The sequence below is a fragment of the Planosporangium thailandense genome (genome assembly GCF_011947195.1).
In the GTDB taxonomy this organism is placed as follows: domain Bacteria; phylum Actinomycetota; class Actinomycetes; order Mycobacteriales; family Micromonosporaceae; genus Planosporangium; species Planosporangium thailandense.
In genome coordinates, this window is sequence record NZ_JAATVY010000036.1 from 1 (window position 1) to 20,182 (window position 20,182).

Genomic DNA, 20,182 nt, shown 5'->3' on the forward strand with positions numbered 1-20,182 from the left:
ACGCAGGCCGATGTGCCCGTTGGACAGCGCGAACACCGACTCCGACTGGGCCAGCACCCGGAGATCGAGCCCGCTTTCGCGGATCTCCCAGGGATGGCAGGGAAAGGCTTCGTGCGTGATCACGATCTCGCCTCCGGATCGGGTCGGACCAGCTCGATGAGGTCGGCGATGCCGGCCGCGGGCAGGATCTCCGCGCAGTGCCGGCTCGACGACACGACCGCGCGCCGCAGTCCGGCGTCGCGCGCCGCCCGCAGGTAGCGCACCGAGCCCTCCAACGGCTTGACCCCGTCGCGGTGCGGCCGCCGCGCGAACGCCTCGTCCTTGCGCGCGCTCAGCCCCTGGACCGTCTCCTTGTCGGGCGGGTCGTCCGGCCGGCCCTCGGGCAGCGTGATGTGGCGGGACGCCAGGAACGACCGGGCACCGCCCGCGCGGGGCCTGCCGTCGACGTACTCGTCGTAGTCCGCCACGTCGAACGGTCTGAACCCGTCGCCGGTGCGTCCTGCGCGCCGCCGTAGGAACTCGTCGAACACCTCCTTCCACGCGGCGACGTGAACCGCCGCCGTCGGAGCGAGGACGCCGTCGAGGTCGAACAGGCATACGCGCACGCCTGCGGACAGGCCGAGCACTTACACCACGCTACCCGCGGTGATACGGGGCAACCAGGCCGAATAAATGACCACTCGGGTGGCCCGGACAGGCGGCGTTTCAGAACCGGATACCTGGCGTGTGGCGGCATATCAGGATTGGACTTCTTGGCTTGTTCGGCAGGGGTGACCAGCGCCTCCCGAAGCTGGAGGCGGAGCGTGTCCGGCAAAGAACAGGGCTCCCCCGGCCCGCGACAGAGGGCCGCCTACACCGAAGTAGCGGGTGGTTCGCCAGCTACGGGCGACACCTGGCCGAGGCGCCTACCGCCCACCGAAACCTCATCGCCGAGCCTGTCTTCACGTGTGTGAACACCCGGCGGAACGGGCGCAACCTGCCGGTACACGCGTAGCGGGCGCGACGTGGCAGAGGCGGTTCATAGCGAGCCGTCGGTAGGTCGGGGACAGCGGCGGCCGCCGTCGTCTCCTATGCCGTGATCGTGGCGCGAGCACGGGCCGCCCGGACCGCGGCCGACAGCGCCGCGATGTCGTAGGCACCGTGGTGGCGCCGCCCGTTGACGAAGAACGTCGGCGTGCCCGAAACGCCACTCAGGTCCGCGGAGTCGACATCCTCTGCGATCCGGGCAGCGCCGGCCCGCCGTTGAAGATGGTCGCGGAACCGTTCGACGTCAAGGCCGAGGGTTTGGGCGTAGCGGATCAGGTCGGACACCGCAAGATCACCTTGATGGTCGAGGAGCAGGTCGTGCATCTGCCAGAACGCTCCCTGCTCGGCGGCGGCTTCGGCTGCCTCGGCGGCCAGTTGCGCGTGCGGGTGGACGTCGGTGAGCGGGAGGTGACGCCAGACGTACCGGACATCGCCGAAGTCGGCGAGCAGTTCACGGACGACCGGTTCCGCCTGCCCACAGTTGGGGCACTCGAAGTCGCCGTACTCGACGACGGTCACCGGCGCGTCCACGGGACCGCGCAGATGGTCGCGGTGCGGATCGACCGGTGCGGCGAGGTCGACGATCGCCTCGGCCCGCCCGGCCAGCGCCGGGATACGAAGCCGGGGTGGCAGCAGTGCGGTGACGCGGAAGATCCCCCAACCGAGGACCGACGAGCACAGCGCGGCGCCGAGAATGCCCAGCTTCGCCTCCGCGAGCTGGACGCCGTGGAACGCGAGGGTCGCGATCAGCAGGGACACGGTGAAGCCGATGCCGGCGACCGCGCCGGCGCCGGTGACGGCGGCCCATCCGACCGGCGGGCGCAGCCGGCCCCGGCTCAGCCGGGTGACCAGCCACGTGCCGCCGACGATCCCGACCGGCTTGCCCACAACGTAGCCGACCAGGATGCCCAGTGTGATTGGTGAGGTGGCGGCGCGCGTCAGGAGGCTGCCGTTGATTGTGATCCCCGCGTTCGCCAGGGCGAACAGCGGCACGATCACGTAGCTGGCCCACGGGTGGTAGAGCAGTTGCAGCCGTTCATTCGGTGAGATCGCCGCCGCGAGTCCCAGCCGTGCCGACCGCGCCAACTGCGGCGTGGGCTGCTCACGGAACAGGCGGAAGAGGTCGCTCGCCCGTTCGAGATCGCTACGGGCGGCCGGGTAGGCGTACATCAACAGCCCCACTGCCAGGCCGACCACGACCGGGTCGACGCCGGATTCGAGCGCCGCGACCCAGGCCGCCGCTGCGAGCGTGGCGTAGACGAGCCCGTACCGGACGCCGCGGGCGCGTACGAGCAGTATCGCGCCAAGGATCGCAAGACCCGCCAGCAACGCCGCGATCGCGACCTGCTCGGTGTAGAAGACCGCGATTACGCCGAGTGCGACGAGGTCGTCGACGACGGTGACCGTCAGCATGAAGGCGCGCAGCCGGTCCGGGCAGCGCGGCCCGACCATCGCGAGGATTCCCAGCGCGAACGCGGTGTCCGTCGACATCGCCGCGCCCCAGCCGAGGGCGGAGGCACGGCCGGCGTTCAGGGCCAGGTAGATGCCGACCGGGATCAGCATCCCGGCGATACCGGCGGCCAGCGGCAACGCGAGCCGTCGCCGGTCGCGCAGTTCGCCCATGTCGAACTCGCGACGCGCCTCCAGCCCCACGGTGAAGAAGAACAACGCCATCAACCCGCTGTTGACCCACTGGCGCAGATCTAGCGACACGCCCCAACCGCCGAGACGGACCGACAGCTGGGTGCGCCACGCCGCCTCATACGACGACGAGTCGATGTTCGCCCAGGCGAGTGCGGCCAGCGCCGCGGCGAGCAGCACCGCGGCGCCCCCGGTCTCGGCGCGCAAAAACTCGTGCAACGGCGTCTGGACACGCCATCGCCATACAGTCCGTTCCGAGTATCTGCCGGACGCCATGGAATGCGCTCTCTCCGGAATCGTGCGTCTGATGGCGTACACCGCCCTTGTCGTGCCGTCTCGGACCCGCTGAGGCGCGGTCCGCTCCGTGCCTGGAGGGCCGTGGGGCGGACCGCGCGGTGGTGTCGGGCGGGCTCAGACGGCGTTGCGCCCGCCGTCGACGGGGAGAGAGCCCGCCCCATCCGGCCGAGTCCTCGTCCAGGCCGACCACCTCGGCCCCGGGCCGGGCGCGGACTCGGGGTCCGCGCGCCGGGCGTGTCAGTCCGTCGCCCGCTTCGGGAGCTTCCACCCGGGGCGGGGGAAGTGGCAGGTGTAACCGTTGGGGAAGGTCTGCAGGTAGTTCTGGTGCTCAGGCTCGGCCTCCCAGAAGTCGCCTGCCGGGGTGACCTCGGTGACGACCTTGCCGGGCCACAGGCCCGAGGCGTCGACGTCGGCGATCGTGTCCTCGGCGACCCGCTTCTGCTCGTCGCTGGTGTAGAAGATCGCCGAGCGGTAGCTGGTGCCGATGTCGTTGCCCTGGCGGTTCTTCGTCGAGGGGTCGTGGATCTGGAAGAAGAACTCGAGCAGCGCGCGGAAGTCGGTCTTCTCTGGGTCGTAGACGACCTCGATGGACTCCGCGTGGGTGCCGTGGTTGCGGTAGGTGGCGTTCGGGACGTCGCCGCCGCTGTACCCGACGCGCGTGGACACGACGCCGGGCTGGTGACGGAACAGTTCCTCCATGCCCCAGAAACAGCCGCCGGCGAGGATCGCCCTTTCGGTGGTCACGTCGTCTCCTTACTTGTCGTCGGTGTCAGTGTTGGTGTCACTCGTGAACAGGGTGCGGTATTCGCCGTACCCTGCGTTCTCCAGATCGTCGAGGTGGATGAACCGCAACGACGCGGAGTTGATGCAGTAGCGCAGTCCACCCCTGTCGGGGGGACCGTCGTTGAAGACGTGGCCGAGGTGGCTGTCCCCGTGCAGCGAGCGTGCCTCAGTCCGGATCATCCCGTGGCTGGAGTCTTCGCGCTCGATGACGTTCGTCTTGGCGATCGGCTTCGTGAAGCTCGGCCAGCCGGAGTTGCTGTCGTACTTGTCGACTGATGCGAACAGCGGCTCGCCGGACACGACGTCGACGTAGATGCCGGGCTCGTGGTTGTCCCAGCGGGGTTGGCGAACGGGCGCTCGGTGCCGTCCTGCTGGGTCACGCGGTACTGCTGCGGGTCGAGCCGCGAAACGGCCTCCGGGTTCTTGTGGTATCGGGTCTGCTGGGGCACAGCTCTCCCCTCCCGGCCTTTCGGCCTGAGCTGAGGAACCAGGCGAAACGCACCTGGACCTGCGAGCATGAAGACACTCCACGGACCGGTTGTATTCCCGGCACAAATGGACTATACAGTCCCAACCAAAGTTCGGATCCCGACCGAGGACGAACCGAGGGCATTCCACCACCGGCGGTGCCGCCCGGATCGGTTCCGCCGGGAGGCAGCAGCGGCCCTGCCGAGCAGCCGCGCCTTACGTGCAAGGATAACGGCGGTGCGCGTGGCCACGTCCGTCGTCGAGGCAGAGTGGGAAGACGGTGTGTGTTCCTCGTCGTAGATCTGGCATCCACTCGACCTCAAGACTGGACTTGAACGACCAGTTACGCCGAGTCTAGGTTCGGGTCGTCCGACTGGTGAAAGGACTCTAGGACGCCGAGGTCTGGTGCCGCCAAAACTGGTGAACCGAATGCCGTGCAGGCGAGGACTGAATACAAGGAGGTGCCGGATGAAGGCGATCGTGGTGACGGACCAGGCTGCGGGAACGGCGGGGATGACGCTGGTGGAGCGGCCCGAGCCGAAACCGGCGCTGAACGACGTCATCGTTCAGGTTCATGCGTCGGGATTCACTCCGGGTGAGCTGACGTGGCCCTCGACCTGGACCGATCGCCTCGGCCGTGACCGGACGCCGTCGATCCCTGGGCACGAGCTGGCCGGAGTGGTCACCGCCCTCGGCTATGGCACGACGGGGCTGTCGGTGGGACAGCGGGTGTTCGGCCTCACGGACTGGCATCGCGACGGCACCCTGGCGGAGTATGTGGCTGTCGAGGCACGCAACCTCGCGCCGCTGCCGGGCGACGTCGACTTCACGGTGGGCGCGAGCCTGCCGATCTCGGGCCTGACCGCGTGGCAGGGACTGTTCGGGCACGGCCGCCTTCAGGCGGGGCAGAGCGTCCTCGTGCACGGTGCGGCCGGCGGAGTCGGGTCCATGGTGAAACAGCTCGCACGCGAGGCCGGCGCCTACGTCATCGGCACCGGACGCCCTGCCGACCGTCAGACGGCGCTCGACTTCGGCGCGAAGGAGTTCGTCGACCTCGAGAACGACGCCCTGGAAGACGTCGGCGAAGTCGATCTGGTTTTCGATGTCATCGGCGGCGACATCGGGAACCGGTCCGCGGGTCTGGTTCGAACCGGAGGAACGCTGGTGACCATCGCCGGGCCGCCGGAGGCGTGGCCCGCCAACGGCCTGGCGGTCGACTTCGTCGTCGTGCCCGATCGCGCTCAACTGAGCGAGGTCGTCCGGCGAGTGCGGGACGGAGGACTGCGGACAATCATCGGCAAAGTCGCGGCCCTCGACGACGCCGTCGCCGCCTTCAACCCGACCGAGCGGATCAAGGGAAAGACGATCGTCCGCGTTCGTCCATTGCTAGATCCTCCCTTCGGACCGGTCGCTCACGAACCTGTCGAACCGGATGGTGTCATCTGAGTATCAGCAAGCCCATACACCCGACGCCTACCCCCCGAAACGGGTGGTCGGTCGTTCATCGGCGCTGGCGAGTTGCCCATGCCTGACCCGACCATGAAGACGCGCTCATCGCGGCAAATCAGGGCGGGTGTTCAGCACGTTGAGCCTGGAGTTATGCGATTCGGCGATGTTTCAGCGGTGCGTTGCCGACCGGGATCGTCGGTCGTCTTGATCTTCGTTGGGGGACGCTGGCTGTGGGGCCTGGTCGTTCTCGTCGGGTGTGATCGTCTCCAGCGCGTCGCGGAGGGCGGCGCGTGAGGTGATGCCGAGCTTGGGGAAGATCCGGTGCAGGTGGGCACCCACCGTGCGGTGGGACAGGAACAGCTTCTGGCCGATCTGTTTGTTGGTCAGGCCGGTGGCGGCCAGCGTGGCGATCTGTCGTTCCTGCGCGGTCAGTGTGGCCGAGCGGGTGTCGGGTCGTGCGGTGGTGGCGATCCCGGTGGCGCGTAGTTCGTTCTGGGCCCGTACGGCCCATGGCCGGGCACCGAGCCGGTTGAGGGTGTCCAGGGCGGCGCGTAGGTGCAGGCGGGCGCGGGTGGTGTCGCGGGTGCGGCGCAGCCATCGTCCGTAGGCGAGCTGGGTGCGGGCCTGTTCGAACGGCCACCGGTCGGCCTCGGGTACGGACAGGGCGGCCTCGAACAGCGGGCCGGCTTCGTCGTCGGGAGCGGCCCCGGCTGCGGCCGCGGCGGTGATGAGGGCCCGGCGGGAGGAGATGCGGTCGATGCCGGCCTGCTGGGCGGCGGCGACGTGGGCACGTGCCTCCGCTATCCGCCCGGTGTGGACGGCCGCTGCGACCAGGTTCATGACCACCCAACGGCCGGGAGCGCTGGACGGGGGTGTGCCGGGCGGGGTGATCCGTGCCGCCTGGGCGTAGGCGTCCTCATAGTCTCCGCGGGCCAGGGACGCGATGGTGCGCGCGTACCAGGCAAACTCCTGCGTCAGCACGATACCGCGGGGCGCCGCCCAGGTGGTGACCTCGTCGGTCAGGGTCACGGCGAGGTCCACATCGCCGCGGCTGGCCGCGATGAACGCCAACAGGCAGCAAAGCTGCCCGTGGAGAAGGTGGTAGCCATGGGTGGCTGCCAGATCCAGCCCCTCCCGCGCCAGGTTCTCGGCCTCGTCCCACTGCCCGTGTTGATAGGAGTCGGCACCGAGCAGCAGCAACCCGGAAACGACCATGGCGATCGCACCGCCGTCGCGTTCTCGTTCGATCATGCGCCGGACCAGGTGGCGATAGTCGGACAGGGCGTCCACCCACAGGGCCGCGTAGGCCAGGGGGACGAGCTGCCAGGCTGCCGCGTCGGCGGGCAGGGCGCCGAAAGCGCGGGCGAGGCGCTCCCCGACCGGGCTGGGTGCGCAGGCCGGGTCGGTGAACGTGTCGTAGCACAGCCGCAGGGGCGTCACCCCCTCCGGGTCGAGCCGTGCCAGCGCGCTCCCGAGGAGTTTCCACGACTCCGGCCGGTCGCCGTAGATGCAAACCAACACCAGCGCGTACAGGGCGTCGGTGTCCCAGTCGCTGTTGGCCTGGTCGGTGTCGGCGCTGTCGTCGAGCGCCCGGGCCAGGAGATGGTACGCGGCATTGATGTCTCCCTCACCGTGCGCGAGGTAGACCGCCGTGATGCCGTCGATGATCGATTCGGCCGGAGCGGCCTGCTCCTGCTGGGCGTCGGCCAACAGCCGGGTCGCCCGGCCCATCGGACCGGTCCTGCTGGCGATGAATGCAGCCTCGACCAGCCGGCGGGACCGGTCGGCCGGGTGCGGGCTGAGTTCACCGGCGCGCACGAGCGCGGTCACCGCGGCGGACGCGCCGCCGCGCCGTGAGGCGGGTAGCGCCGCCTCCTCCAGCGCCCGGGCTACCTTCTCGTCGGGTCCGGTCGCGGCTTCGGCCAGGTGCCACGCCTGGCGCCCCGGGTCGCCGGCCAGGGTGGCGGCCAGGGCCTGGTGCGCCGCTCGGCGTTCACTGGGCAACGATGTCTGCACGATCGCCGAGCGGATCAGCGGGTGGCGGAACGCCAGGTGGCCCTCGTGTGCATCCGTGCGAATGAGGTTGGCCCGTTGCGCGGGGGCAAGGTCGTCGACGTCCGCGCTGCCCTGCGTCGCCGACCGGATCGTGGCCAGGCTCGCATCAGGCTCCAACGCGGCCAGCAGCAACACCTGTCGGGTGGCTGCGGGCAGGGCGTGCATCCCGGCGGCGAAGGCGACCTCCAGCCGCCGGTTCAGGGGCAGGAATTCGGGCAGCGGGTCCTGGCCGGAGCGCTGCCGGTCGGTCAGCGCCGCGGTCAGTTCCCGCAGCGCGAGCGGGTTGCCGGTAGCCTCATCGAGCAGCCGCTGTCGTACCGCGGGTGCCAGGTCTGGGTGCCGGGTGTCCAGCAGGGTGGCCGCCGGCTGCTCGCCGAGCGGGCTGATCTCCCGTTCGGGCAGCCGGACCTGGTCGAAGAAGCCGCCGGCACCGGTGCGGGCGGCGGCCAGGAACACGATCGGGTCAGCGCCGATGCGACGGGCGGCGAACGCCAGGACGGTGGCGCTGGCGCGGTCGATCCACGGCACGTCGTCGACGATCAGCAGCAGCGGACGTTCGGCGGCGACCGTGCGGAGCAGGGCCAGCACGGCCGTGATGACCAGCGGGTCCGGTGACGGTCCCGGTGCGAGGTCGAAGACCTGGTTGAGGGCGTCGCGATGGTGGCCGGCCAGCCGATCGGTACGTTCGTGTAGCGGGTAGAGCAGCTGGTGCAGTGCCGAGAAGCTGATCTCGGCCTCGAACTCCACGCCGGAGGCGCGTAGCACCCGCATGCCGACGGCTGTGGCCCGCGCTGCGGCGGCGTCCAGCAGCGCGGTCTTACCCACTCCGGGATCGCCGCGCAGCAGTAGGCCGGGGCCGACCCGGCCGTGCCCCCCGAGCAGCGAATCGATCAATTCCAGCTCGGCCGTGCGCCCCACGAGATCGACTACGTGCCGTGATGTCTCCAGTTGCCCGGGCTGGTGGTCTTCGTCGGAAAGACTCTGATCGATGGGCCAGGAAGAGCATGCACTGGTCACCGCGGGAGGATCTCCATGTTTTGCGGCCGTCGTGGTCCCTGAGCAGCCGATTCTCTCTCTGCCGGAGCCTGCTACACAGCGTACCCGTGCCTCCGCCGAGCCGACCAGGCCAGCGGTGCGCCATGGAGGGTCCTTGCACTCTCCGTAGCCACATGGGCATGAGCCGCCTCACACAGCCGTGATCAGTTAGCGGATACGCGACACGGCCGCACCGCGCGCTACCGGACTCCCCGGCGACACACTCATCTCGGCATGTCCGTGTATCCACCGCGCGCACCCGGCGCGTATCGGGAAGCGGCCGGCGACGACGGGAAACGACCGGGTCGGCGCGCCACATTTGCCGGTTGCCGAGGGCCCAGCCGGGTAGCGGTTGAACGGTCGCCGAACGCAGACAGGCAGGGGGACGTGACGTGACCACGCCGAGAATTGTCATCATCGGTGCCGGGTTCGCCGGCTACCACGCCGCCCGCGCATTGTCGCGTCTTGGACGAGGCCGTGCCGATCTGACGGTGATCAACCCGACGGACTACTTCTTGTACCTTCCGCTGCTGCCCGAGGTCACCGCCGGCCTGCTCGAGCCGCGCCGGGTGACGGTGTCGATACCTCGAACCCTGCCCGACGTACGGCTCGTCCTTGGTGTGGTCGACGGCGTCGATCTGGACCACCGGCAGGTGCGGTGGGTCGACCCCGACGGCCGACACCGGCAGACCGGTTACGACCGGCTGGTGATCGCCGTGGGCAGCGTCAACAAGTTGCTGCCGATCCCGGGGGTGTGCGAGTACGCACACGGCTTCCGGGGCATTCCGGAGGCGCTGTATCTGCGCGATCACATGATGCGGCAGTTCGAGTTGGCGGATGACTCCGACGACCCGGCCGAACGCGCGTCCCGCTTGACGTTCGTCGTGGTGGGCGCTGGCTACACCGGTACCGAGGTCGCCGCGCAGGGCGTGCTCTACACCGACCTCCTGCACAGCCAGCACCCGCGGCTGGCTGACCAGCGGCCCCGTTGGCTGCTGCTGGACCTGGCCAAGAGGGTGCTGCCCGGATTGGACGAGCGCCTGTCGGTGGTCGCGGATCGGGTACTGCGCTGGCGTGGCGTGGACGTGCGGACCGGCGTCTCGGTGAAGGAGGCGACCCACGACGGGGTACGGCTCACCGATGGCGACTTCGTGGCCACCCGTTCACTGGTCTGGTGTGTCGGCGTACGCCCTGACCCGCTGGTCGACAGTTTCGGTCTGGAGACGGTCAAAGGCCGGCTGGCCGTCGACGAGTACCTCACCGTGCCCGGCCATCCCGAGGTGTACGCCTGCGGCGACGCCGCCGCCGCGCCGGACCTCACCCGCCCGGGCGAGCTGACCGCGATGACCGCCCAGCACGCCGAGCGCCAGGGCGAGCACGTGGCGCACAACATCGCCGCCTCGTACGGGCAGGGCCGTAGGCGCCCGTACAAGCACCACGACCTCGGCTTCGTGGTGGACCTCGGCGGCACGCAGGCCGCAGCGAACCCGCTGGGCATGCCGCTGTCCGGGCTACCGGCCAAGGCGGTGACCCGCGGTTACCATCTGCTGTCACTGTCTGGCAACCGGACCCGCACCGCCGTGGACTGGGTACTGGACGCGGCGCTACCGCGCCCGACCACCCAACTGGGCCTAGTTCCGCCCAGCGCGGTACCGCTGGAGACCACCTCTCCGGAAATGATCACCACCTGAAGTTGGCTTGCGTGCTGAACCGGCCCACCAACATGCTACTGGCCGAGAAGATCACGCCGCGGCTGCTCGGCGCTCTGGTCGCACTTCACGAACACAGCGTGTTCACCCAGGGGACAAAGTGGAGGATCGACTCCTTCGACCAATGGGGTGTCGAGCTCGACAAGGCGATCGCCGTTGAGGCTATTCCCGAGCTGACCAGCGAGACCGAACCCGAACTCGACCATGACCCGTCCACCAACGCGCTGATCCGCCGCTACCGCGCTCTGAAAAGGGCTAAGGGGTGAAGCCGGTAGGTCCCCGAACAGATGAACAACACGGCCGGCCCTACCTGGTGCCGCTTGAGGGGGAACAACGATGACAACCGAGAAACCCATGCAGCTCGGCATGGTCGGGCTGGGCAGGATGGGCGCGAACCTGGTCCGCCGACTCATGCGCGACGGTCACCGATGTGTCGGGTACGACCGCTCCGAGACCACCGTGCGGCAACTCGCGGATGAGGGCATGGTCGGCGCGACCTCGCTGGCCGATCTCGTGGCGAAACTCGACGCGCCGCGCGTGGTGTGGCTGATGGTGCCCGCCGCCGCCGTGCAGCCCACGCTGGAGGAGCTCGTGCCGCTGCTCGATGCGGACGACGTGGTGATCGACGGCGGGAACTCGTACTACCGCGACGACATCGCCCGCGCCAGGCAGCTGGCCGCACACCGGATCCACTACCTGGACTGCGGCACCTCCGGCGGGACGTGGGGGCTGGAACGCGGCTACTGCCTGATGATCGGCGGCGAGGACGAGCCCGTCAGGCGGCTCGACCCGATCTTCAAAAGCATCGCCCCCGGTCCCAGCGGCGCGGAGCCCACGCCGAGCCGGACCCGCAGCGACGGGACCGCCGCCGAGGGGTACCTGCACTGCGGCCCCAGCGGCGCCGGCCACTTCGTCAAGATGGTCCACAATGGCGTCGAGTACGGGATGATGGGCGCCATCGCGGAAGGGCTGTCGATCATCAGGCACGCCAACGCCGGCAAGACCACCCGGACCATCGACGCCGAGACCGCGCCGCTGCGCGACCCGCAGGCCTACCGGTACGACATCGACGTCGCCGAGGTCGCCGAGGTGTGGCGACGCGGCTCGGTCGTCGCGTCATGGCTGGTCGACCTCACCGCCGACGCGCTGGCCCGCTCCCCCGATCTGGCGGACTTCGCCGGTCGGGTGTCGGACTCGGGCGAGGGCCGCTGGACCGTGCAGGCCGCGATCGACGAGAGCGTGCCCGCCCCGGTGATCACCACGGCGCTCATCGAGCGGTTCGAGTCGCGCGGGCTCGGCGAGTCCACCGACAAGGTGCTCTCCGCCATGCGCAGCGAGTTCGGCGGCCACGCGGAAAAGAAGGGCTGAACACGGGTGCGCCTCGACATCGAGGTGTTGCCGGGCCCGGAGACGGTGACCAGACGCGCGGCGGGGTACGTGGCCGAGCGCGTGGGGGCCGCCGTGGCCCGGCACGGCCGGTTCACCTTCGCCGTCAGCGGCGGACTCACCCCGTGGGCGATGTTCCGCCGGCTCGCCGAGGCGGACGTGCCCTGGGAACGGGTGGTCATATATCAGGTGGACGAACGGATCGCGCCGGCCGACGTGATCGCGATGCACCCATCCGCCTGATGCGCGCCGACGTCGACGGGACGCTGATGACCCGCGACAAGGTCCTCACCGACCGCGTCGTCACGGCGGTACACGCGTTGCACACCGCCGACATTCTGTTCGCCATCACCAGCGGCCGACCGATCATTAGACGTGATGCGCCCGCTCGACCGCGTTCCCGAAGCCTGCGCCGACCAGTCGACCTCAGCGAGCTTTGGTAACGCGCAGGACCAGGCTCCGACACTCCACGGTCGTCTTGAGTGCCGTCGCGTCCTGGCGCATGTAAACGACCTCAACGGGTAGGCGGAGGGTCCCACGCTCGTCAACCGGCAACGCGGCGCCAAAGGGGATGGGGAACATGCGCGCACGACACGAACCGGCCGATGAACTGGCTGCCGTGGGCTTTTCGGTCCTGCGCTCCGCGCTGGTGATGAACCTGCTGTGGATCGGCGCGCTCAAATTCAAGCCGTACGAGGTCGACAACATCGAGCCCCTGGTCGCCTCGAGCCCGCTCTTCTCGACGCTCCGCCAGAAGTTGGGCGCGCACAAGCTCGCGCGGCTCATCGGCGTTACGGAGATGACCTTGGGCTCGCTGATCGCCGCGAAACCCTTCGCGCCTAAAGCGTCGGCGGTCGGTAGTTTCGGGGCCGTGGGTACGTTCCTCACCACGCTCAGTTTCCTGGCCACGACGCCGGAGGCTCGGCAGGAAGGTCAGAAGATGTGGACCCCTTCTATCACAGGGCAGTTCCTGTTGAAAGACGCCGTATTGCTAGGGGCCTCGCTCCTGACAGCTGCCGATTCGCTGCGGGCCACCCGGCGTTGATTATCCACCGGCCGGGCGCTGGGCGACCGGCCGTTGCCCTGACTGGGCTGCTGCGCCGCCAACCTCCTGCCTTGAGCTTGAAGGTGAACCTCGATCAATGTGCCATGGCTGGGAAACCGTTGCCGCTACGGCGTCTTGGCGTGAAATGGGCGGCCTTCGACGTGCGCGGGTTGGGCATGGCGTCCAGCGGTTCAGGTGAGGACTCGACACGGTTAGTGGTCGTCGGCAGTCATCATCACCGGACTCGGCCGCTCGTCGTCTCGGCGCCAGACCGAAGACCTGACCGAGGACGTCGCGATGATGGGCAGCGAGCCGGTCAGTACGGTCGCGCAGTTGGTAGAGCGGCTGGTGCAACGCGGAGAAGTTGATCTCGGCTTCGAACTCCACGCCAGATGCCCGCAGCACCCGCCTACCGGCCGATCCGGCCCACACCGCCGCCGCGTCCAGCAACGCGGTCTTTCCCACGCCCGGGTCGCCGCGCAGCAGCCACCCAGGGCCGGCCGGGCTGCGCTCGTCTGTGCGTCCCAGCAGATCCACTACAGCCCGTGATCCCACCGGCAGACCGACCTGATCGCGTTAGCCGGAAAGACCCTGATGGATTGACCAGGAAGAGTTCGGAGCGGTCACCGCGCGAGGACCTCCATGTTCTGCGGGGACATGGTGTCCCTGAGTAGCCGATTCTCGATCTGCAGGCACCTGCCCCATCGTCGTCCGCGCCCCTGCCGAACCGGCGAGGCCCGGGCTGCCGCGCGTTTCCAATGCGGTCATCTGACACATGCCCGAGGGCTACTCGCCGTCCCACGATTTCTTGTGGGGGCCGCGGCCGATCCGAATGCGCCGTATCCCCCCGACAAGAGTCCCCCGTGTCTGATCTGGGAGTTTCTGATGACAGCCATGTCCGTTACCCGACCCGCGCCGGCGCCTGGCACCACAGCCACGGCCAAGCCCCTGGCCCTGAAGATGCGGATCCTGATGATCGGACCGCCGGGTGCGGGCAAGGGAACGCAGAGTGCGCTGGTCGCCGCCCAACTCGACATCCCGCACATCGCGACGGGTGACCTGCTACGCGATCACGTCGCCCGGCGCACAGAAATCGGCCGTGCCATTCAGGGTCACCTCGGCCGCGGGGAACTGGTGCCCGACGAGATCGTGCTGGACCTGGTCCGCCGGGCGTTCGTCGCCGCCAAGGCGGCTGGCGGCGGGTACGTGCTCGACGGAGTGCCACGCACCATGGACCAGGCACGGGCGGCGCACGAGATCGCTCTGGAGCTGGGGATGACCGCGGACGTCGCGCTGCATCTGCAGGCCGAGGACGAGGAACTGATGCGGCGGCTGCTGGCCCGGACCGGCCTCGAGCACCGCTCCGATGACACCGACAAGGTCATCCGGCATCGGCTGGAGCTCTACCACCAGGTGATGCAACCGGTCATCGCGTGGTATGCCCAGCGCGGCATCCTGATGTCAGTCAACGCGATGCGCCCCGCCGAGCAGGTGTACAGGGAGATCATCGCCGCGCTTGAGGTGATGCGCCCGCTGGTCGACCGCGTGCCCGAAGCGCTGTGCCGGCCGGTCGACCGCACCGAGGCTCGGCGCCGAGTTCGGCCATGCCCCGACACATACCATCGCGCCAGTCTGATGTCCCGCCATCGGCGACACCCGTGACGTCCCCGCGCGATCAGGACAGGTGCCACCGCGCGGCATGCACTGGTTCGTCCCGGACATCGACGTCGCCGCTGGACACGCCCAGGCCGGCCTGCCACCGAACGCACGACCCGATAACGACCGCCAAAGCACCCACGCTTTGCGTACACTTCGGACCCGTCTCGCCGGCACGCCGAGCGCACCGAACTCACTGTCATCAGCACGTCCGGACAACCCAGCCATCGCACGGTCGGCGGCATGAGCGCATACCCGATCACGGACGATCGGTAGGGCGGCCGGCTACACCGTTTGATTCCAGTCCCTCACGTGGTCGAGGCGCGGTAGATGCCTGCGATGGCGGTGTCGAGCGTCTGGTTGAACTCTTCGTCGGTTTGCTGGCGCCGCAGATCCTGGGTCAGCGCTCGAGAGAAGCTGGCGATCAGGCCGTGGTTGCGCACGAGCCGGACGTCGGCATCGTGCTGGGAATAGCCGCCGGACAAGGCGACCACGCGCAGGACCTTGGGATGTTCGATCAGCTCAGCGTAGAAGTCGTCCTCGGTCGGGATGGACAGCTTGAGCATCACCTGCCGCCCATCCGGCAGTGCCGACAGGCGCTCGAGGATGCCCTGCCGCAGCAGCTGCTCGGCCGACCGCTTCTCGTCGCTGTGGATGTCAACTTCAGGCTCGATGATCGGCATGAGGCCGGCGTCGAGGATCCGCTCGGCGTAGCCGAACTGTTGATCGAGCACGGCGTTGATACCGGCCGGGTCGGCCCGGGCGATGAACGAGCGCATCTTCGTGCCGAACACACGCCGGCGCATGGCCCGCGCCAGCAGGTCATCCAGCTTGGTGAACGGCTTCATCAGCCGCACGCCATCCTTCTCGTCGGCAAGCCCCTCGTCCACCTTGACGAACGGGACGACCTGCTTGTGCTCCCACAGGTACCGCGGGGTGGCCGTGCCGGCCACGTCCCGGTCGATGGTCTGCTCGAACAGGATCGCGCCGAGGATGCGATCGCCGTTGAATGCCGGCGAAGTGATGATCCGCGACCGGAACTCGTGCATGAGGTCGAACATCTCGTCCTCGGTCGCGTAGCCCGACTCGGTAACCCCGTACTGCGCCAGCGCCTTCGAGGTGCTGCCGCCGCTTTGGTCCAGGGCGGCAAGGAAACCGCGGCCGTACGCGATCTTTGACCGTTGCTCCTGGTTCATACCCCAATCCTGACACCAGCGCCGGCCCGGCTGCCTGCACGGTGATCTGATGGCGCAGGGCGAGGCGACTGGCATACCTGGGTGCGACGAACCCGTTCGCGATACTGCGCCGGCTACCGAGGCGGCAACGCCAACTGGGCACCGCGAAGCCACGGTTCGGCCGACCGAGCGTTCCTCGCAACCCTGCCGCACCGGCTGCCGCGCGACGTGCTGCGCCGAGTGCGGCTACTGGCGCGCCCCGACACGGTGTTGCGCTGGCACCGCGATCTGACCGCTCGCCGCCACGAGGCCATCTCCCGACCCAAGCGCCCGGGCCGGCCACGGACGGTTCGTTCCATCCGCCCCCTGGTACTGCGCCTAGCCCGGAAAACCCCAGCTGAGGGTACGGGTGCCTGCACGGCGAAATGCTGGCCCTCGGGGTAAGGGTGGCTGCGTCCACCGTATGGGAGATCTTGAAGGAAACCGGGATCGACCCAGCGCCAGAGCGCGCCTCCATCACCTGGGCCGACTTCCTGCGCTCCCAAGCCGACGCAACGGCGCGCACGTCATTCCTGAGAGATCTTCAGGTGACCATGAGTCCGCCACTAACCGTAGTCAGGTGGCGGATACGGCACGGTGAGTGCGCGTCTTCAATGCGGTCATATGACACATGCCTGGGCGCCCCTCGCCCTCGCATGATTTTCATGTGACCACGAGATTTGATCCGAGAACCCCGACCAACGGTTTCGAGCCGCCGGCACGGTCGAAGCAACAGGTCCCGACTTACGGGATTTCGGCGTCGGTGACCGGGTCGCCCATTCGCAACTCTTCCAGTAAGGAGACCCGCGTGTCCACGACCATGACCCGACCCGCACCAGGGCACACGCCTGATCGATTCCCTTTGTATTTCAGATCGAATGGTGACATCACCCTTCTTGAGATTTCCGCGCTGGGCGCCGAGCCGACGATTCAAGACCAGCAGACGATCCGCCTCGCCATCGCCGGCGAGATAGACATCCTGACGGCCGACGGCCTGCGCGACACACTCATCCACATACTGCACACCTATCGCCCGATTCACATCGGCGTCGATCTGGCCGACGTGACGTTCCTGGACCCATCCGGTATCACTGCCCTGCTGAAATTCGCCATCGCGGCGCGGCAGACGGATTGCGCGATCGCCGTTACCAACCCGCAGCCCAACGTGCACAAGGTGCTGGAGATAGCCGGGCTGCTCGAAGAGTTCGGGGTGTCCGCCGATCGCACCCCGCCGGCCAACACCGGCACGGGCGCCGGCAGCGGGCCAGTGCCGGCCCCGCGCATTGACGCTGTTGTCGACGCACGCCCCGACCGGCAACCACGGCAGACCGCCGGCTCCGTCATGCGCACGTCCCCGCCACACCAGACCGGGTACGTGCGCCAGCCCAGGACCCCAATCTCGACCCGTCACACAGATCGACGGCGTCGTACCCCAAACCCCCAACCCGTTCGCGTGTCATCCACCTGACCGCAAACGATCAATCCGGATCGCTCGGCGCTCTTTCTCAGAGGAGACCACCATGACCACGACCACGGTCCGACCCACGCCGCAGCCCGCCGCCACCGGGGCCGCCCCGACGCCTGCGTCCCTACCGCACCGCGGTCCTGCCCTGCGTCGCAAGACCGCTGACAAAGTGCGGCCGATCGACCTCGCAGCCCTTGTCGACGTCCGGGACCTCACCGTACCCGGCGGCCCGGTGGGCCAGACCTGGCTGCGAATCTTCCGGCCGGGCGACACGACCGCACCAGTACCCGTCGTCATGTACATCCACGGCCACAGCGCGGTGTTCGGCAACGCCCGCACCCGCCGCCTGGCCAGCAAACTCGCGACTGACCTACAGGCCGCGATCGTCGTCGTGGACTACAGCCTGTCGCCAACAGCCCGGTACCCGGTGGCGATCGAGGAGAACTACGCCGCCACCGCATGGGTCGCCGAACACGGTGACGAACACGCCCTCGACGGCACCCGCATCGCCCTCGCGGCTGACCCCGCCGGCGCTGACATGGCCGACGAAATGATGCTCATGGCCGACAAACGCGACGGCCCCACCCTGGCCGCGCACGTGCTGCTCTCCTTCCGGACGACAGCGGCCCTGCGCGCAGCCCTCGCCGCCTGAGAACCGTACAGGCGAGCTGATCATGCTGACCGCGACCGGGTACGAGCTGCTGCGCTTCCGCCTAGGCAGCCCAAAAAGTCCGCTCTGCAACGCCCAGATTCTCGAGCGGGTCTACAACTACGACTTCGGCGGTCAGGCCAACGTCATCGACCTGTACATCTCGTACCTGCGTATGCAGGTCGACGACGGGCGCGAGCCGATGATCCACATCAATGCCAAGGCCGGCCATGTCGCCGCGCCAACACACGGACCGCCAACCCGAGGTTGGACGTGTGACACCGGGAACATCGGATTCAAGAAAGTCACCAAGGAAATGAAGGAGAATGCTCATGTATACGCAGAATGAGGCGCGCCAGGCGAAGTGCATTACGGACTCGGCCGACCGGAGGTCTCCGTACACCATCTGGAGGGGCGCAAGCGCCGTGCCGTCTCGGGAGTTTCTGCCGGACAGGTCCGGCACCACCGAGTTGCCGGTGTGGGACACGGTCGCTCACCTGATCGTCACCTCGCCGGAGCGGCTCGTCGACGCGCAGGACCTGGTCATCGACCAGGTAGCTGCCATCGAGGGCGCGTGCAACCAGGTCTGCTCCGATTCGGAGGTGCGCGCGCTACAACGGGCACACGGCCAACCGATACAGGTGAGTCCGCTGCTGGCGGAGCTGGTGGCGGTTTCACTGCGGGAGGCCCGGCGCAGCGACGGTGATGTCGATCCGACCTCCGACGACGTGCTGCGGGGGCAGGATCGGGAACTGTTCGGAGTGCCGCCGCGAGGCCGTGGGATCGTCGGGCGGACGCCGTCGGCGCCGGACTGGCGAAGCATCCGGCGCAACGGGCGAGAGATCACCGTGCCCGCCGGGGCGCTGCTGGACCTGAAAGCCATAGCACGGGCCCACGCCGCCGACCGCTGCGCGTGGTTGATCTACAAACGTTTTGAGATCGGGGTACTGGTCGGTATCGGTGGTGACATCGCCACCGCCGGGGACGCGCCGGCCGGCGGCTGGCGGACCCTGGTACGGGCCGGTCCAGTTGGCCCGGGCGTCCCGGTCCGGCTGCCCTCCACCGCGATGGCCACCTCCAGTGTGGTCAGCCGGCAGTGGCGCGGGGGCGGCGGGACGCTGACCAACACCCTCTATCCGGCGACCAGCCGGTCGGCCGCACCGGTGTGGCGCTCCGTGTTGGTCGGCGCGTTCCAGTGCGCCTACGCCAGGACGCTCAGCATGGCCGCACTGGCACGCGGTCACGCCGCTCCGGACTGGCTTCGTGACCTCGGGGTGTCCGCCCGGTTGATGGCCGCGGACGGCGAGGTGGTCACCGTAGGGCGCTGGCCGGCGGACGAGACCGGGTAACCGGATCTCGGACGGATCCACCGGTCACCCGGGGTCGCTCGGCTGAACAGTCGGTGACCTTGCAACTTCCTATCAGGCCTACGCGCAACCAACGCAGGAGGTGCCGTGGCGCGAGCCGCCCTGTGACCAGGATTGGGCCCGCACTATGGCCAGAGGCGCCGTTGCGTTGTGGGACGGGGGGACGTGTTGAACCCATGCTGGGGCCGAGGTCTCGAGCCCGTTGAATAATCTCGGCGGGCGGTGACGCCGGGCGGCGATCGTGGATGAGTGAGGGCATCGGGCCACACCTGACATACCCCCCACATGAGTTTGCACCTTGTCGCCGGTCAAGGTGCAGCCACCGACCGCGGCGCGCCACGCACGCTTACCTGACGAACAACGATAAAGATGTCCGCGCCATGGTCCCGTCATCGCATTTAGAGTCTGCGCAGATAGGCGCGGCGGTGGAATCCGGCGGCAAAGCAGGCACAGGTCATGGCGATCGTGGAGTTGCGACGCTCCGCAATCACCACGGAGACCTGTGCCTGTCCTGCCATCGGCTACGCACGGCAGGCCTACGGGTGAATATCGATCCCGCAGCCGGCGCAATGCTCTACGAGTGGGAGTCGATGGAACCGGGCCTGCCACGTGCGGCCGATTGACGGCCCTGGCGGCGACTTCCAGGCTGACCGACCGGTTAACAGTCAGTACCAGGACGGAACAAGCCCGACTGCCACCCGGCCCACGCCGCGCCAAGGGGACGGCTCCCGCCGCAGGGGGCCTGCCAGGATCCGACCGTCGGGCTGGGTCGGCTGCCTGGGCGGCCCGGTCTGGGCAGACGGCGGTCGCGGCGGTGAACAGCCATGCGTGGTACTGCCCGGCGTCTCCGGGAGGTGACCTTGACCACCGCCGACCGCGCGGTACTCAGTTGGCGCCTACGGTAGTCATCAGGTGATGACATCATCCGATGACTTGT

17 protein-coding genes and 1 pseudogene are annotated in these 20,182 nt (G+C 68.6%); 12 read left to right on the forward strand and 6 right to left on the reverse strand.

The window, feature by feature from the left end:
• Positions 1 to 119: 119 nt before the first annotated feature.
• The 4 genes from HC031_RS29100 to msrB all read right to left on the reverse strand — a co-directional run bounded on the left by HC031_RS29100 (position 120) and on the right by msrB (position 4,368).
• Positions 120 to 626: an HAD family hydrolase gene (locus HC031_RS29100; RefSeq protein WP_338090888.1), complete on the reverse strand. Its 507-nt coding sequence runs from the start codon at positions 624 to 626 to the stop codon at positions 120 to 122.
• A gap of 442 nt (positions 627 to 1,068) precedes the next feature.
• Complete coding sequence (gene nhaA, locus HC031_RS29105) at positions 1,069 to 2,943, reverse strand: Na+/H+ antiporter NhaA (RefSeq protein WP_167928650.1); 1,875 nt, start codon at positions 2,941 to 2,943, stop codon at positions 1,069 to 1,071.
• A gap of 258 nt (positions 2,944 to 3,201) precedes the next feature.
• The gene (msrA, locus tag HC031_RS29110) at positions 3,202 to 3,708 is read right to left on the reverse strand and encodes a peptide-methionine (S)-S-oxide reductase MsrA (RefSeq protein WP_167928651.1); all 507 of its coding nucleotides are present in this window, start codon (positions 3,706 to 3,708) and stop codon (positions 3,202 to 3,204) included.
• A gap of 9 nt (positions 3,709 to 3,717) precedes the next feature.
• Positions 3,718 to 4,368 (reverse strand): peptide-methionine (R)-S-oxide reductase MsrB, encoded by a 651-nt coding sequence (msrB, locus tag HC031_RS29115; protein ID WP_338090889.1) that lies wholly within the window; start codon positions 4,366 to 4,368, stop codon positions 3,718 to 3,720.
• Between the two features lie 315 nt (positions 4,369 to 4,683).
• Here msrB and HC031_RS29120 point away from each other — a divergent pair, with 315 nt between their 5' ends.
• Positions 4,684 to 5,661: an NADP-dependent oxidoreductase gene (locus HC031_RS29120; protein ID WP_167928652.1), complete on the forward strand. Its 978-nt coding sequence runs from the start codon at positions 4,684 to 4,686 to the stop codon at positions 5,659 to 5,661.
• A 171-nt stretch (positions 5,662 to 5,832) separates the two neighbouring features.
• Here the strand turns inward: HC031_RS29120 and HC031_RS29125 are convergent, their stop codons facing one another.
• A complete protein-coding gene (locus HC031_RS29125) occupies positions 5,833 to 8,637 on the reverse strand; it encodes an AAA family ATPase (RefSeq protein ID WP_167928653.1) in 2,805 nt (934 codons plus the stop codon).
• 509 nt (positions 8,638 to 9,146) lie between these two features.
• On the opposite strand from HC031_RS29125, the gene HC031_RS29130 reads away from it, so the two are divergent.
• The 7 genes from HC031_RS29130 (at position 9,147) to HC031_RS29160 (ending at position 14,556) form a co-directional block, all read left to right on the forward strand.
• A complete protein-coding gene (locus HC031_RS29130; RefSeq protein WP_167928654.1) occupies positions 9,147 to 10,445 on the forward strand; it encodes an FAD-dependent oxidoreductase in 1,299 nt (432 codons plus the stop codon).
• A gap of 11 nt (positions 10,446 to 10,456) precedes the next feature.
• Entirely contained in the window at positions 10,457 to 10,729 is a 273-nt protein-coding gene (locus HC031_RS29135) for a hypothetical protein (protein WP_205863383.1), read from the forward strand.
• 70 nt (positions 10,730 to 10,799) lie between these two features.
• On the forward strand, positions 10,800 to 11,831 hold the full coding sequence (gene gnd / locus HC031_RS29140) for a phosphogluconate dehydrogenase (NAD(+)-dependent, decarboxylating) (protein ID WP_167928655.1): 1,032 nt from the start codon (positions 10,800 to 10,802) through the stop codon (positions 11,829 to 11,831).
• Positions 11,832 to 11,837: 6 nt separating this feature from the next.
• Positions 11,838 to 12,092 (forward strand): 6-phosphogluconolactonase, encoded by a 255-nt coding sequence (locus HC031_RS29145; protein WP_167928656.1) that lies wholly within the window; start codon positions 11,838 to 11,840, stop codon positions 12,090 to 12,092.
• Positions 12,092 to 12,292: an HAD hydrolase family protein gene (locus HC031_RS29150; RefSeq protein ID WP_167928657.1), complete on the forward strand. Its 201-nt coding sequence runs from the start codon at positions 12,092 to 12,094 to the stop codon at positions 12,290 to 12,292. The genes HC031_RS29145 and HC031_RS29150 overlap by 1 nt, the downstream gene beginning before the upstream one ends.
• Positions 12,293 to 12,429: 137 nt before the next feature.
• Positions 12,430 to 12,894, forward strand: coding sequence for a YkgB family protein (locus HC031_RS29155; protein WP_167928658.1), 465 nt, complete (start codon positions 12,430 to 12,432; stop codon positions 12,892 to 12,894).
• Between the two features lie 810 nt (positions 12,895 to 13,704).
• Positions 13,705 to 14,556, forward strand: a complete 852-nt coding sequence (locus HC031_RS29160; protein WP_167928659.1) for an adenylate kinase — start codon at positions 13,705 to 13,707, stop codon at positions 14,554 to 14,556.
• 302 nt (positions 14,557 to 14,858) lie between these two features.
• On the opposite strand, the gene HC031_RS29165 is transcribed toward HC031_RS29160, so the two are convergent.
• Entirely contained in the window at positions 14,859 to 15,746 is an 888-nt protein-coding gene (locus tag HC031_RS29165; RefSeq protein ID WP_167928660.1) for a fructose bisphosphate aldolase, read from the reverse strand.
• An 826-nt stretch (positions 15,747 to 16,572) separates the two neighbouring features.
• Here HC031_RS29165 and HC031_RS29170 point away from each other — a divergent pair.
• The 4 genes and pseudogenes from HC031_RS29170 to HC031_RS29185 all read left to right on the forward strand — a co-directional run bounded on the left by HC031_RS29170 (position 16,573) and on the right by HC031_RS29185 (position 19,227).
• Positions 16,573 to 17,232: an STAS domain-containing protein gene (locus tag HC031_RS29170; protein ID WP_167928661.1), complete on the forward strand. Its 660-nt coding sequence runs from the start codon at positions 16,573 to 16,575 to the stop codon at positions 17,230 to 17,232.
• Positions 17,233 to 17,284: 52 nt separating this feature from the next.
• The gene (locus HC031_RS29175) at positions 17,285 to 17,881 is read left to right on the forward strand and encodes an alpha/beta hydrolase (protein WP_167928662.1); all 597 of its coding nucleotides are present in this window, start codon (positions 17,285 to 17,287) and stop codon (positions 17,879 to 17,881) included.
• 1 nt (position 17,882) lies between these two features.
• Positions 17,883 to 18,122: pseudogene (locus HC031_RS33620) on the forward strand (winged helix-turn-helix domain-containing protein); the annotation flags it as partial.
• Between the two features lie 181 nt (positions 18,123 to 18,303).
• Positions 18,304 to 19,227 carry an FAD:protein FMN transferase gene (locus HC031_RS29185; protein ID WP_167928664.1) on the forward strand — a complete coding sequence of 308 codons (924 nt, stop codon included), beginning with the start codon at positions 18,304 to 18,306 and terminating at the stop codon, positions 19,225 to 19,227.
• The last annotated feature ends 955 nt before the right edge of the window (positions 19,228 to 20,182 follow it).